A 14864-nucleotide genomic window follows, 5' to 3' on the forward strand; every position below is an offset into this window, starting at 1 on the left:
CTGCGTCAGATTGGTTAAATTAGCGATCGCCTCTGGAATCTGGGTTATTTGGTTGTTACGGAGGTCAAGCTGCGTCAGATTGGTTAAATTAGCGATCGCCTCTGGAATCTGGGTTATTTGGTTGTTACGGAGGTCAAGCTGCGTCAGATTGGTTAAATTAGCGAGCGCTTCTGGAATCTGAGTAATTTCGTTTTCACCGAGATTAAGCCTAGACAAATGAGTTAAATTAGTGATTGCCTCTGGTATCTCAGTTATTTGGTTGTGATTAAGGACAAGGTGAGCCAGATTGGTTAAATTAGCGAGCGCTTCTGGAATCTCCCTTATTTGGCTTGCATGGAAGTAAAACTCCCTTAGATTGGTTAAATTAGCGATCGCCTCTGGAATCTGGGTTATTTGGTTGTTACCGAGATTAAGCTGCATCAGATTGGTTAAATTAGTGATCGCCTCTGGTATCTGGGTTATTTGGTTGAAACGGAGATCAAGCTGTGTCAGATTGGTTAATTTAGCGATCGCCTCTGGAATCTGGGTTATTTTGTTGACACTGAGGTCAAGCTGCGTCAGATTGGTTAATTTAGTGATTGCCTCTGATATCTGGGTTATTTGGTTGTAACTCAGGGAAAGCTGCGTCAGATTGGTTAAATTAGTGATCGCCTCTGGTATCTGGGTTATTTGGTTGCGGCTGAGGACAAGCTGCGTCAGATTGGTTAATTTAGCGATCGCCTCTGGTATCTGGGTTATTTGGTTGTAACTGAGGTCAAGCTGCGTCAGATTGGTTAATTTAGCGATCGCCTCTGGAATCTGGGTTATTTGGTTGTTACGGAGGTCAAGCTGCGTCAGATTGGTTAATTTAGCGATCGCATCAGGTATTTCAGTTAGCTCTACTCGAATTAAGATAAGTTCCTCTAAATGTAGTATTTGCGTTACCACATCGGAAATGCTCTCTAAAGGATTGCCACTAATATCCAACTTACGCAAATTAGGCAAACCCAATAGTTCGAGTGGAAGCGTTTTTAAATTGTTGCCTGAAACCTTTTCGAGAAGGCGGTTTCCTACTTCTTCATAACCTTCAACCTTCTTTCCCAAAATCAAAGACTCAAGCTGCTTCAACTTACCAATTTCTACAGGTAACTCAGTCAACTCCTGCCCCGACAAGTCTAACTCTCGCCAACCCTCAGCCACGGCGCGATCTATCAGTACCAACAACTCATCCTGCGTCATAATTCCAAGGAGAAGGGTAAAAGGAAAGAAGATTGATGAAGATTATCTTAACTGATTAGCGAAAAATGCTAAATTATCACTTGTTGGCGATGCCTGCGGCGGGCTACGCCAACGCGCGTTGAGATGATAGGAAAAGCGATCGCGCGAGTGCTAACTTGTCAGTTTGCTGTTTAGGATATTGCGGATTTAGGCGTAGGCGTAGCCCGTCGTAGACATCTGACTTTTCACGGTATCTGGAAAACCTCTCTCTAAATCTCTCTCCTACAAGGAGAGAGACTTTGAATTTTCCCCCTTCCCGTGTCGGGAAGGGGGCTAGGGGGGATCAATAAGTGCCTAAAATCACAGCAAACTACTTTTAAAACATCCTCTGAGATGTAGCGATGTCTACGACGGGCTACGCCTACGCATATATCTAAATCTGGTTTCTAGCTATCTCTGTTATCATACCTACGATCAATTTTTGGCATAGCTTACAAAACGAGCGATCGCATCCCTGACAGTACACCAGGGAGCAATCACGCTATCTAACAAATTTGAATATTTCTACTCATCACTCAAAGTTTCAATTAATAAATCTACTTGCTGCTGTCGCTGCTGCAAAAAACTTTCGCACTGACGCAAATACTCTACAGCCTTAGCAAATTGGTCAAAAACTTCTTCCAATTCCAACTCACCCGCCTCAATGCCAGCGATAATTCCCTCTATTTCAATAACCTTCGCCTCATAATTCCAACCTTCCTCAGAATTAGAAGCACTCTTACGTTTAACCATCAACCTCTCTGTGTCCTCTGCGCCTCTGTGGTTCGTTAATCCTTCATTTCCATAACCTTCACTTTAACCCCACCTTGCCCCAACTGAATCAACAAATCTTCTCCCACAGCCAACTCTCCCGCAGAACGAGCGATCGCTCCATTTTCCCTTCTCACTACCGCATAACCACGCTGTAACACCGCTTTCGGGTCAAGACTAGCCAACTTTTGCCGCAATAATTCTAAATGCTGCGTTGCTTGCTGCGATCGCCCCGTCGTGATTTGCACCAATTGGTGACGCTTCCAAGCTAACTTGTCCACCTCCTGCTGCACTTGCCGATCTAACCGCAAACGTCGCAAACGATTTCGCAATACTTGCAGTTTATTCTCAGCATTTTCCCAAGAGTCATGCACCGCCTCATGTAAAGCCACAACTCGCTGCCGATGCTCAGTATACAACTCTGAAAGTGCTGGCACAACCATTTCCGCCGCCGCAGTCGGTGTATGCACACACGCATCTGCAACTAAATCTGCCAAAGATTCATCTCGTTGATGTCCAATACCAGTAATTATCGGTATAGAACAACTAGCCAGCGATCGCACCACTCGTTCGTCATTAAAGCAAGCCAACTCCTCAACCGCGCCACCACCCCGCGATAAAATTAGCACTTCGGCGCGTCCATCTTTTTCCACCCGCTCAATTGCTTTGACGATAGATTCCGGTGCTTGCTCACCTTGCACTGTCGCCGGAGAAAATAAAACGTGTAAACCTGGATACCTTTGTTTGAGAGTTTTTTGAATATCACCCCAAGCAGCAGCCGTTGGTGAAGTGACAACAGCGATCGTTTGGGGGTGGATGGGGAGCGATCGCTTTCTTTGAGCATCGAACAACCCCTCAGCCAGCAAGCGATTTTTTAGTTGTTGATAGCGTAGCGCCTGTAAACCAACACCAGCCGGTAGAGTCTGCCAAACTGATAACTGATACTCTCCCCGTTGCGGATAAACGCGAATACTGCCCAAAATGATTATCTGCTCACCAGGAACGGGTATCTGGGCGAGTTTTGGCAATTGGCTATTCCATACTACACACTTAATTCCGGCGGTGCGATCGGTATCTTGCAGCGTAAAAAATAAACCACTGCGATGGTGATTAGCACTGGAAACTTCGCCAGTTACCCAAACTTGCCGCAATTGTTCATCTTGCTCTAACAGCAAGCGGATATAGTCAGTTAAACCAGATACTGAAAGTGCAGTATCAAGAATCAGAGAGTCGGGAAGGTCGAAAGTCATCAAAGATGCCTGAAGCATTTGTGCTGAAGCGATTTTAGCATTTTAATGAAAACGGAAGTTTATCCTAGTAAACGCTTTAATCTTTTGTAGACATCATCATCATTGCGCTTACCGACTAAAATCACTTCTACTAAATCTTGATCGTGAAAATACCTGTAAACAATTCTATATTCACCACTATCAACTCAATATAAACCCTGATAACCAGATAGCTGCTCACTATCAGGGGGTAAAGGCTCAACATTCAAAGCCAAAACCTTTTTTGCAATCTGTGCTGCTATTTTAGGCTGTAAACCGTTCAGAAAATCAAGAACAGTTGCTAGACCATCAAGCTTCGCCATTAACTAAATGCTCTAATGCAGATGTAAAAGCCTCTGTACCAATCATTTGGGACTGACTCAGAGCAACTTTGGCTGCTTGGCCGAAAACCATATCCTCTAATTCTTCCAGGCGATTAATTAATTTTTGATAGCTCTCGGCTGAAATAATCACATGGCTAGGCCGTGATTGCTTAGTTAGTATAACTGGCTCAGTAGCAGCCTTATCAAAAACCTCACCGTGTTTGTTACGAGCATCCGTGAGAGTGTAGGTCTGCATAGCAACTTTGACTATTTTAGACATTTTGACTATATTTTAGCAGATAACTCTTCTCATCTCAATTCTGGCTTAACTGTGATTATTGTTAGATGCGATCACTCATTAACAATCTTGCAGTAATCAGTCAACTGAGTCTACTGCAAGAACTTTATAGCACTGTTATTATTCCTGAAGCAGTTTACCGAGAACTAACTGACTCTAAATGATTTTTCCTAGCTCAACCTTTGACGTATGAAAATCAAGATATTTGTTTACCTGTATTTCTAGTTTTCTTTAGTTCTCTCCTTAAGACTTTGAATATCAACCTCTGTACAAGAGCATACTGGGCAAATTAGTCTGCTCCCTTTGGGGCTTGCTGGATGAACACCATTCAAAAAGCTCTGTTCCTCATAACTATGATATAAGCAACACTCTTGGTGAAACGCTTGTTTTATTGATGATGTCAGTCGCCAAGTTACATGCGTTGCTTTATCTCTATGGTTATGGGTTAACAATCGAGTTAACAAACATATATCAGAACGACCTATATAAATTGGATAAAAACGACCAAGACCTATATTTCCTAATACATATACACCAATCTTATCTTTTGGAATTAGACTGCGTAGTATGTCTGGAGCTAGTTGATATGCTCTTTCCATTACTGCTCATCAGCAAGCTTATTAATATACTTCCTCAATTGAACACCCCAATAGCTTCTAAGCTCGGTCATCACTTCATTAATTGTCGGATTATCTAGATCAATCATGCTTTCAGCGCGTCCATAAGCCATAAGTAGTAAATCGATAGCATACCTAATGACTAGAGCTGTAGTCTGTGTATTTTCATCAACTGATTGCTCTAATTCTTCAAGTTTGCTGTAAATTTCACTAAAAAAGGGATGTTCTTTGTTGAAAGTAAGAACAATTTGACCATTACCTATATGGTCTGTCTCCATGAACTCTGCGCCTGCCATTGCTTTTGATTTGATTGAAATTGGTAGTGGACTAGGTCCAGCAACTTTTTTGCGTAATACTGTTTTCTCATATTCAGTAAGTTCTGGATCTTCTGTGACTTCTCTTCGTTTCTCTTCTTTTTGTTCTGGAGATAAAACTTTTCCTGCCTGAACAGCAGGTTTAACAGTGTTTTCTACCTCTTTAACAATATCTTCTGCTGGTGTATGGACACCTTTTTCTTGAGCTTTTGCAACATCGACCCTCTTCCAGTATTGCTGAATCTCTTCCCTTAAATCAAGAACTTTTTTGCTGAGTAGTTTTTTAATAGCTTCTCTGAGTTCAGCTATGGGACGAGCACCGCGTTTAACATTTCGGATTTCCCAGCATTCATCTAAATCAGGCTCAAAATTTATCTCACATCCCCACCATCTATCTATTTCAATAACGCTAGGAAGCATAGGATAGAAGTTTCCAAATGCAACCTCTCGTTTATGTCTAAGAAGTGAAATTCCTTCATTTTTATCTATTTTTCTTTCTATTGCAGGAGGTTTCCCACCAGCACCACGTTTGGCTCTCAAACTTTCAGGTAGTAGTGTAAGAGTAATTTTTATTTCAGAAGTTTTAGTAGGATTACTTGGAATTTGCCACTCTAGCTTGTGAGAAAATTCTACTTTAGCTGGCTCATCCTCTGAGAATCTTGTACCTTTTGGATTAAGATAAAGGGGATCATGAGCAATAATTGGCTTGCCATTTAAGTAGATTTCCCTTTCATCCCATAAAAAATATCTATACGCACGCGATATCCATTCTTCAAGTTCATCCAATAAAAGCTTAGAATTTATGGGCTTTCCATTAGGATCAGTTTCTAACCGATCACATTTATCCCATACAATAATTGTCCCAGAGTCTTGATTTATAAGAGGATTTATCTTTAGATATGGTTTCGTAATTACAGGATATGGTATTTCTAATTGATCTTTTTTAGCAATTTCATCTATATCAATATATGTTGATAGAAAATCACCTTTAGATTGATCACGCGAGAAAACAGTAATTTTTTTACACTGAGAAATAGCTGCGAGGGTTGCTCCTACTCCAAAGCGGCCAATACCTTCTCTATCGTTATATCTTGTAGAATAACCTAGCTGAAGACAACTATGAAGCACATCAGCGTTCATACCATAACCATTATCGACAATGGCTACTTGCTGAATAACAGGTAACTTTTTTTTTGAGTTAGGGTTATCTTTCTCTACCGTCTTTGTAATAATGTCTATCTTCGTTGCCTGTGCTTGAATAGCGTTATCAATCGGTTCACCAACAGCAGTTGAGAAATCGAAACCAGAATCCCTTAAAGAGTTATATGCTGTAGCTAGCTCTAGCAGAGGTTTTCCTGATGTTGTAGGCATAATTTTGTCTCTAATAAACAAATAGATGGAAATTTATCAGTGTATCACCCTGATCTGGGTGGATAGACTGACTGGTTGCCAGTACGTTGCACTATACACAGAGGCAGGCTAATAATTTCAGTATATCTACTAAAAGTGGTATTTCACACTAAATCCGTCACTAAGCATTGAGTGAGGGTAAGGCGATCGCTTCTAATTTATCAACCTCCGCAAATGCTCACGAGTACGGTTCTACTGACACTGTATATTTAGATAATTTTTATTGAAAACCCTTGCTTACCCAGTCAAAAAAAGCTATCTCTGAATGCAAGTTGGTATCATTGTGCAAAACTACCCTAATCTGGTAGCGATCGAGTTACGATCTTCTCATACCCTTTTTTTGATTTGAGAAGTCCTATTCCAGAATTTTCTGGTTAAAATAGTATATCTGTTCTACTCAAACTCCCAGAGCAACACTCCTTAAAACCATATATTTAGAGGCATTAGAGGCAGGAATGGCTATCAACACCGATACTTCTGGCAAGCAAAAAGCGCTGACTATGGTGCTCAACCAGATTGAGCGCAGCTTTGGTAAAGGAGCAATCATGCGCCTGGGCGATGCTACCCGGATGCGCGTGGAAACAATTTCCAGTGGAGCGCTCACCTTGGATTTAGCATTGGGTGGTGGTTTACCTAAGGGGCGGGTAATTGAAATTTATGGCCCGGAAAGTTCCGGTAAGACCACAGTAGCGCTACATGCACTCGCCGAAGTGCAAAGAAATGGCGGTATAGCTGCCTTTGTTGATGCTGAACACGCCCTTGATCCCACATACGCCGCGGCATTGGGTGTAGATATTGATAATTTGCTGATTTCCCAACCTGACACAGGCGAATCAGCTTTAGAAATTGTCGATCAGCTTGTTCGCTCTGCTGCGGTTGATATTGTAGTCATTGACTCAGTGGCAGCACTGGTTCCCCGTGCTGAAATTGAAGGGGATATGGGTGATATTCACGTTGGTCTGCAAGCGCGGTTAATGAGCCAAGCTTTGCGTAAAATTACTGGCAACATTGGTAAATCTGGTTGTACAGTAATTTTCATTAACCAGTTGCGGCAAAAAATTGGTGTTACTTACGGTAGCCCAGAAACCACAACTGGCGGTAATGCATTGAAGTTTTACGCTTCGGTGCGCTTGGATATTCGCCGAATTCAAACCTTGAAAAAAGGTACAGATGAATATGGTAATCGCGTCAAAGTCAAAGTCGCTAAAAATAAAGTAGCTCCGCCCTTCAGAATAGCGGAATTCGATATTATTTTTGGCAAAGGAATTTCTACCTTGGGTTGTATTGTAGACTTGGCAGAAGAAACTGCCATTATTGTCCGCAAGGGAGCTTGGTATAGTTACAACGGCGATAATATCTCCCAAGGACGAGACAACGCCATTAAGTATCTAGAAGAAAAGCCTGAATTTGCTGAGGAAATTAAGAAACTGGTGCGTGAAAAGCTAGATAAAGGCGCTGTTGTTTCTGCTAACTCCGTAGCTAAAGTCAGTGAAGAGGATGAAGAGGATGAAGTCGATTTAGAGTCAGAAGAATAAGGAATGTGGATTTATTAATCTGCAATTTTTAATGTGTAGTGGGTTACAAAGATAGCTAACCCATTTTTTACAAGGTATTAATTAGTTACAGTAAGCCTAACGAAATGATTGCTACTATTATGATAAGCAATCATTTTTATGGAGTTTATCGTTAGAATCAGGTAGAAGTAGGGGCATAACATTCTTCATTGGTGTCAACTTAAGCGCAAACCCCTTTAAAACCTCGTTTCCAGCTAGAGGCTGGAAATGCTTTTTCATTGCGGCTCTGCCGCCAGCAAGGGAGGCGGCAGCCCCTAGAACGGCGTTCCCAGTCTGAGACTGGGAACGAGACAATCTCTAAAAGCTAGTTATAGACTGGTTTTTACGTTAAGTTGACACCAATGAAGAATGTTATGCCCCTACAAATTCTGTATACTTCACGCTATTGAAAATTGCTATAATGTCCTGTCCAATTTTTTAGCTGGGATTGTATGGTATTTGTCTGCTAAAAAAGCGGTCTAAAATTTCTGATTTCTGTTCTGAACTGAAGTTCTCATACCAATGTTCAAACTTCTCAACTAGTGGGGAATTTATGACAATCTCTAAATGATCCTCTGCATTTTCAGGTAGAGGTTTTTGTTTGTCACGGGAATAAGTAAGTATTTCTACTTGATTATCATTCTTTCGATGCCCAAGCTGCATCAATAACTCCATTGCTACAGTTGGCAAAACGCGGCAGGTATAATTCACAAAAAAATCAAAAGTCATACTACCTAGACAGACGCGATCGCCATCTTTGAGCTTGATCGGCTGATCAGCGCGATCGCCATTCACAAATGAGCCATTGGTACTGTTGAAGTCTATGAAGTAAAAGCCTTGATCATCAATATATTGAATAGCAGCGTGGCGACGAGACATATAACTATCAGCAATGCAAATACCACTGCTACGATTACGACCTATCGTCCAGATACCCTGTGACTGCCGTAAACTTTGGGTCTGATTGTCGCACAAGTTAGTCATCAAATAAATAGCAGCAGTATCCACTACACCATGTACATAACATGCCTTCACTCTCATCAACGACGGCTGAGATAGGTTTTCTAGCTGAAGAATTTCATCTAGAAGGCTGCTGTGGTGTTCATACAACTTGAGGAATACCTGATATAAAGTCAATCGCCGTTCTATTTCCGTTTGTGCAAAGTCAGCCATTATACATAAACCTTGTACTACCTGATTTCGGTTGTGAATCTTCTGCTTCAGCTTAAAATCAGGGAGAATTGATCTTTCACTTTCCGCTGTCATCTGAAAACTTGAGTGGTTTCAAAGCGTTATATTTTACAACTTTTAAGTGCGAGATTCCCTGTTGTTTCTAGCCATAAAAAGCATGGAAATATCTTTAAAAAATTATTATGATGCTTTATTGTTTATTGTAAATAATCATTTGTTATTTCTAACAGCTAAAATTCATGAAGATTTGATTAAGAATTCCCAAATATCTGCGTATTTTTGCTATATACAGCGCTTCCGGCTGTTATGCAATACAGTTTTCCTCTTGCCCCTGTTTTATCATAGCTTTCAGCTTTGAGGATGTACCTCATAGCCGCCGGAAGTGCTGTAACTGAATTTTATATCTACTTGGTCAATTCTGAATAAATCTGAGTTTTTACCGAGAACAATCAGGGCTGATTTTCCCAGCTAGCGAGAAAATATAAGCATTGTGATCTTTCTCAAACAAATATTTTAAAGTTGTTAAGAAGAATGTCACTAATGGATAGTTTAAAAAGCAGGAAGGCTATTTTCCTAATCTAAATAATCGGTTTCAATAAAAAGGATTCATCCGTAAAATAGTCTAAAATCTAATATCCAAAATTAAGTCACCCAATCTAAAAATCACACTACTTTGCTCAACTCTGGCAACCAGAGCAAGTAAGTGGCTGCCAAATTTCAACTTTCAATTTACAATAAGCCTCGTTTCCCATTGGGGCGAATGGTCATCCAATTTGTTTTTGCTAGTGCTAGCTGCTCATCAGAAATTTTGGCACTGGTGAGATTAGCACCACACAGATTAGCTCCTCGGAGGTTAGCATTGCTGAGATAAGCATTGCTGAGGTCTGCACCTCGCAGGTCTGCCCCTTCTAAATCAGCATGGTTAAAGTATGCTTTGCTCAAATTAGCATCCTTGAGATTTGCTCGAGTGAGACTGGCTCTGCCAAAGTCACTATTGTGAAGATTAGCCCCCTGGAGATTGGTTTTTTGCAATTGAGCGGAATGGAAATTTGTTTGGGATAAGTCAGCACCTTGCAGATTCAGCAAACTTAAATTGTGTAGGGCAAAATCTCGTCTTCCCTTCAGATAGGCTGTTAATAAACTTTGGGTATCTAACTTACGCTCAACTTTAGAATTTTGAATTTGCGAACCATTGCTGTTGCTATTAGCTAAAGTCGTTGATTTGGCCATCCCAGAACCGTGGTGTAATCCAGCGGCTTCCGCTGCCTTGGCTCGTCTAGCACGAATTGCTGCCGCTACCTGTGCCACTCCTGTAGTAGTACCAGCAGCAAAAGAGTTGTTACATAAAACAGCAGAATTTTCTAGGTGGTTGTGTGTTCGCTCTTTAGATCCACTATCAGATTTAATCAGTAAACCCTTTGCTAAACTATCTAAGTATGGCTCTATTTCCAATGCTCTGAGAACTTCTGCCGCTGACTGATAGCGATTACGTACAGACACCTCTAACATTTTTCGCAATACATTGCTCAAGTGGTCACTCACTTGCACAAGCTGCTCCCACATCATCTCCCCAGTGTTGGGATTGTAATCTAAATCTTTAGGAGTTTTGCTAGTCAGTAAATAAATGCATGTCACTCCCAGTGCATAAATATCACTGGCGTAGACTGGACGCATAGCCATTTGCTCTGGAGGTGCAAAACCAGGAGTACCAATGGCATATGCAGTTAATGCTGTTTGTCCTGATTGACTCGTCGCACCTTGAGTGACTTGGTCTTTGACGGCGCCAAAGTCAATGAGTACCATTCTGGCATCTTGAGTGCGGCGAATTAAGTTGGCTGGCTTGATATCACGGTGAATCACCTTTTGGTCATGGATGTATTGCAGTAGTGGTAGAATCTCGCTCAAGAATTGCTTGACTCCAGTTTCGCTTAAGATGCCGTTAAGTTTGACCTCCTCTTGCAAAGTATCACCACTGATGTATTCTTGAACTAAGTAGAATTGTTCATGATCTTCAAAATAGTCTAACAATCTTGGTACTTGGGGATGATTGCCAATCTTACCTAGAGTTTTGGCTTCTCGTTCAAAGAGTTCTCTGGCCATCTGTAAAACGTGTGGGGCGCTTCCTGATGGGCGTAATTGCTTGATTACGCAACTCGGTTCTCCTGGTAAGCCTTGATCATAGGCTAAGAAGGTTGCTCCAAAGCCACCCTGACCTAATGGTTTGATCACCTGATAGCGATCGCGCAACAGGAGTTGCGAGCCACAAGACTGACACCTTTGGCTAGATACCAAATTTTCTGGATTGGGACAGGTAGGATTTAAGCAGTAGCTCATGCACTGTCAACTCGCTGCACGAATAATCACGGGGAGTGTTATACTCCCTTTCAATTATTTAGATATTAATCAACTATTACCAGGTAATTTTTGCTGGAGATCCTTTGAAGAGTTTCTAAAGTTTACCTAATATTACGTAAAGCGATCGCCGAAAAAAGATGTTTCTTATACTTAGACTGTTAAATAGTATTTAGGCTACTTTATACCAATTCGCAATTAATAATGACACTCTCTTAAAGCTTGCTACTTTCAGGCTACTGCTCTTCCGACTCGCTAACGTAATTCGGAATTGAGAAAGTCAGCTTTAATCTGGGTTTTTGCATGATTGTATCGTAGTCTTATTTTGGAGAACTGGTATTTAGCGGTAAGCTGCGCTAACGGCAGTTGTTCATGGGGGTTTCCCCCATGAACAACTGGTTCCCCAGACGTTCTGGTGCGAACGTGCAAGGGACGCGCACTCGTTGGTGCAGCCTTTGTTAGAGTTGAGGCTGTGCTATGCGCAGCATGGTCTCCCCTTCTCACATTGGGAGAGGCTAGCGCCCGCCGTAGGATGCCCGAACGCAAGAGCGGAGCGTCTCCTTTAGGAGAAGGGCTGTAGGGAGAAGACCACACAGCCTCACCGCACTGCTCCCCTACAGAAAATCGCTGTCGGATTTTGGATGCCCAAATTTGGAGGCAATTTAAAATCATCTCCATTAGTCGTTAAGAGACTATTAGCTGGCTTTCATGTTTACACTAATCAGCTGTTCGATAAGTGCAAAAACATCACTGCGGCTAAGTTTCTCTTTACCACTAGCAAGGGCGTCAAGAGTGCCATTAGCCAAGGTTAAGGGAATTTGGCAAAAATCTAAGGCTGGGCCGGTAGGAAGGTCTTTAGTATAAGCTTCTGCCAGGGCTAGATTGCGCCGGGCATACTCTTGCATATTTTCTGCACTCCAACCCTCTGGGAAAAAGTCTACCCCACGCCCTAAATCTTCAGTATGGTTACGCAGGATATTAACTGCTTGTAAACCCCGACCAAACCCAATTGCCTGGGTACGGTTAGTTTGCGTTCCATCGTACCAAGTCCATAAGTCCGATAATAACAATCCCACTGCACCTGCAACCCCAAAGGTATAACGATCCAAATCAGATTCTGTGTAAATTTTCCAGTTTCTTTCTGCCCAGTAAGCCATCCGGTCTGCCATTGCAGCAGTGGCATCCCAAATTCGAGGTGCAATGGTCTCTGGTGCTAGCAGCGACCATTCTCTAATCCTCACAGTGACTTCTTCTAAGGTATTCTCATACCCACTAAATCCTGCAAAGAAAGCATCTACCGCGAAGCCATCAACTCCTGCCTGTAATGTCAGGCTAATCGTTCTTAACAGCTTTGCTTTAGTAGCGTTATCTAATTCGGGATGATCTTCAATTTCATCAATGGCACGCATACACAAATATGCTGATGCTACTGCTTCTTGCAATCCTGGCGGTAAAAGACTAATTGGGATATAAAAAGTTCGGCTAGTTTCTTTAAGGATTTGCAATGCATCTCTACGTAAATTCATGTTTTCACTCCCCGCTTGATTTTTGCACCACATGAAGTTTGCAGTTTTTTGATGGTACTGGATATAGTTTTGACTAAACCTTAAAAACTATAGACTATAAGATAGGCTAGTATTTCATCTAAAAATTAATAGTTTTTGGTGTTGCAATTAACAAAACTCTCAAATTTTTCAAAGTCTAATCTAGTATATAGGGTTTTGGTTGCAAAAATGTGTAAGGTGTCGTTTGATATAGCTTTCACAAACTTTTAGTGTATATATAAAGAATTATGCTAATATTTTGCTGATTACCGCCAATTTTTTCCCTGAGCAAACATCCATTTTAGGGATTTGAAAGTGTTTTAAGTCTGCGTTAATCTAACTAACAACGTGTAATTATTGTATATATAAAGACAATTTAGTAAAAGCTGGTAGCGGATAACAGTAACTGTACGCACCTAAAGGTGCGAAGGGTGACTTGCCGAAGAGTTAAGGTAAGTTAAATCGGACATAGAGGGCTGCAATGCCTGGGTTGGGCTACGCCTACGCTTGATCGGTTACCAAAAAATTGGGTAAAAGCCCCGTCCTTCCAGGACGGCTTTATATTATATTTCCTAAAGATATTTGATAATCTTATGATAGGTGGTAAGTTAAAGAACAGATACTCATGCTAGTTTTTGAGTTCAAAACCTACGGCAAAGCATTGCAGGTTCAAGCAATTAATGAGGCGATCCGAACGACCCAGTTCATTCGGAACAAAGCCATTAGATTGTGGATGGACGGGCTTGCTAAGTCTTGGATTGAACTATCACGGCATTGTGCATTATTAGCTAAAGAGTTTCTATGGGCAAATAAGTTAAACTCAATGGCTAGGCAAGCCGCAGCAGAACGGGCATGGGCTGCTATCTCTCGATTTTATGACAACTGTAAGAAAAAGATATCGGGTAAAAAGGGGTTCCCCCAATTCCAGAAAGATTGTCGTTCTGTTGAGTACAAATCAACAGGCTGGAAGCTTGCAGATAATCGTAAATCTATAACCTTCACCGATAAAAATGGTATTGGGAGATTAAAGCTAAAAGGCACTCGTGACCTGCACTTCTATCAAATAAACCAGATAAAACGGGTAAGATTGGTGAAGCGTGCAGATGGTGTGTATGCACAATTCTGTGTTGACGCAAATCGCCAGGAAAACACACAACCAACTCATCAAACAGTTGGTTTAGACGTAGGGCTGGAGAGCTTTTATACGGATTCACTTGGTAACAAGATTGAAAATCCTCGGTTTTATCGAACTCTTGTACGCAAGCTGAAACGGTCGCAAAGACTTGTTTCTCGCAAAGTTAAAGGTTCTAGCAACAGGCGCTCATCTCGGAATACATTAGGTAGAGTTCACCTCAAAATAAGTAGACAGCGCAAAGACCATGCATTGATTTTGGCAAGGTGCGTAATCACATCAAACGATGTAGTGGTTTACGAAGATTTGAGGATTAAGAACATGGCGAAAAATCATTGTTTGGCAAAGTCGATCAATGACGCTGGATGGTATCAATTTAGAATTTGGTTAGAGTATTTTGGGAAAGTATTTAAGAGGATTACTATTGCGGTAAATCCCTCATATACAACGCAGGAATGTTCTAACTGTGGCGTAATTGTGAAAAAATCACTATCTACTCGTACACACGTTTGTCAATGCGGATGCAAGTTAGATAGAGATCACAACGCCGGGATAAACATTCTTAATTTAGGATTGGGTACGGTAGGGCATACCGGAACCTTTGCAGCGCCACTTACTACAACGGGGGGAACCCCCGCAACGCAGTGGCTTCTAGATGCAAGCAACTCTTTGGGAGAAGCGACCTCTACTCTTGCTGGAGAAATCCTGCATCAGCAAGTTGTCTCGTAGATCAAAGAATCTCCTCGCCTTCAGGTCGGGTGTGCGATTCGTTCACTCGAAATGAGTAGAAATATTCAGGGATGAGTGACATTTGAGAGATAACCCTAATGGGTTGAGTTCGCACTTTAATCTCTC

Annotated in this window: 11 protein-coding genes and 1 pseudogene; 2 read left to right on the forward strand and 10 right to left on the reverse strand. The window is 41.6% G+C overall.

From position 1 onward, the window contains the following. The 6 genes and pseudogenes from V7K30_RS24250 to V7K30_RS24275 form a co-directional block, all read right to left on the reverse strand. The coding region (locus tag V7K30_RS24250; protein WP_335003655.1) for a leucine-rich repeat domain-containing protein at positions 1-1218 on the reverse strand (1218 nt) is incomplete at its 3' end. A 543-nt stretch (positions 1219-1761) separates the two neighbouring features. Beyond that, on the reverse strand, positions 1762-1989 hold the full coding sequence (xseB, locus tag V7K30_RS24255; RefSeq protein WP_334873835.1) for an exodeoxyribonuclease VII small subunit: 228 nt from the start codon (positions 1987-1989) through the stop codon (positions 1762-1764). Positions 1990-2024: 35 nt separating this feature from the next. Then, on the reverse strand, positions 2025-3257 hold the full coding sequence (gene xseA / locus V7K30_RS24260; protein ID WP_335003670.1) for an exodeoxyribonuclease VII large subunit: 1233 nt from the start codon (positions 3255-3257) through the stop codon (positions 2025-2027). A gap of 59 nt (positions 3258-3316) precedes the next feature. Then, positions 3317-3598 (reverse strand): annotated as a pseudogene (locus V7K30_RS24265) (type II toxin-antitoxin system RelE family toxin). After that, positions 3585-3878 (reverse strand): type II toxin-antitoxin system Phd/YefM family antitoxin, encoded by a 294-nt coding sequence (locus V7K30_RS24270; RefSeq protein WP_335003657.1) that lies wholly within the window; start codon positions 3876-3878, stop codon positions 3585-3587. Before V7K30_RS24270 ends, V7K30_RS24265 begins: the two are co-directional and overlap by 14 nt. 616 nt (positions 3879-4494) lie before the next feature. Next, complete coding sequence (locus tag V7K30_RS24275; protein ID WP_335003659.1) at positions 4495-6198, reverse strand: ATP-binding protein; 1704 nt, start codon at positions 6196-6198, stop codon at positions 4495-4497. Positions 6199-6692: 494 nt separating this feature from the next. Between V7K30_RS24275 and recA the strand changes: the two genes are divergently transcribed. Next, complete coding sequence (gene recA, locus V7K30_RS24280; RefSeq protein ID WP_335003661.1) at positions 6693-7772, forward strand: recombinase RecA; 1080 nt, start codon at positions 6693-6695, stop codon at positions 7770-7772. A 456-nt stretch (positions 7773-8228) separates the two neighbouring features. Here the strand turns inward: recA and V7K30_RS24285 are convergent, their stop codons facing one another. The 4 genes from V7K30_RS24285 to V7K30_RS24300 all read right to left on the reverse strand — a co-directional run bounded on the left by V7K30_RS24285 (position 8229) and on the right by V7K30_RS24300 (position 12859). Further along, positions 8229-8963: an FHA domain-containing protein gene (locus V7K30_RS24285; protein WP_335003672.1), complete on the reverse strand. Its 735-nt coding sequence runs from the start codon at positions 8961-8963 to the stop codon at positions 8229-8231. 747 nt (positions 8964-9710) lie between these two features. Next, the gene (locus tag V7K30_RS24290) at positions 9711-11315 is read right to left on the reverse strand and encodes a serine/threonine-protein kinase (protein WP_335003663.1); all 1605 of its coding nucleotides are present in this window, start codon (positions 11313-11315) and stop codon (positions 9711-9713) included. Between the two features lie 273 nt (positions 11316-11588). Continuing rightward, positions 11589-12011, reverse strand: a complete 423-nt coding sequence (locus tag V7K30_RS24295) for a hypothetical protein (protein WP_335003664.1) — start codon at positions 12009-12011, stop codon at positions 11589-11591. A 17-nt stretch (positions 12012-12028) separates the two neighbouring features. Next, positions 12029-12859, reverse strand: coding sequence for a phytoene/squalene synthase family protein (locus V7K30_RS24300; RefSeq protein ID WP_335003666.1), 831 nt, complete (start codon positions 12857-12859; stop codon positions 12029-12031). Positions 12860-13502: 643 nt separating this feature from the next. Between V7K30_RS24300 and V7K30_RS24305 the strand changes: the two genes are divergently transcribed. After that, a complete protein-coding gene (locus V7K30_RS24305; RefSeq protein WP_335003668.1) occupies positions 13503-14738 on the forward strand; it encodes an RNA-guided endonuclease InsQ/TnpB family protein in 1236 nt (411 codons plus the stop codon). Positions 14739-14864 lie beyond the last annotated feature (126 nt).

The sequence above is a fragment of the Nostoc sp. genome (assembly GCF_036917655.1).
Taxonomy (GTDB): Bacteria; Cyanobacteriota; Cyanobacteriia; order Cyanobacteriales; family Nostocaceae; genus Nostoc.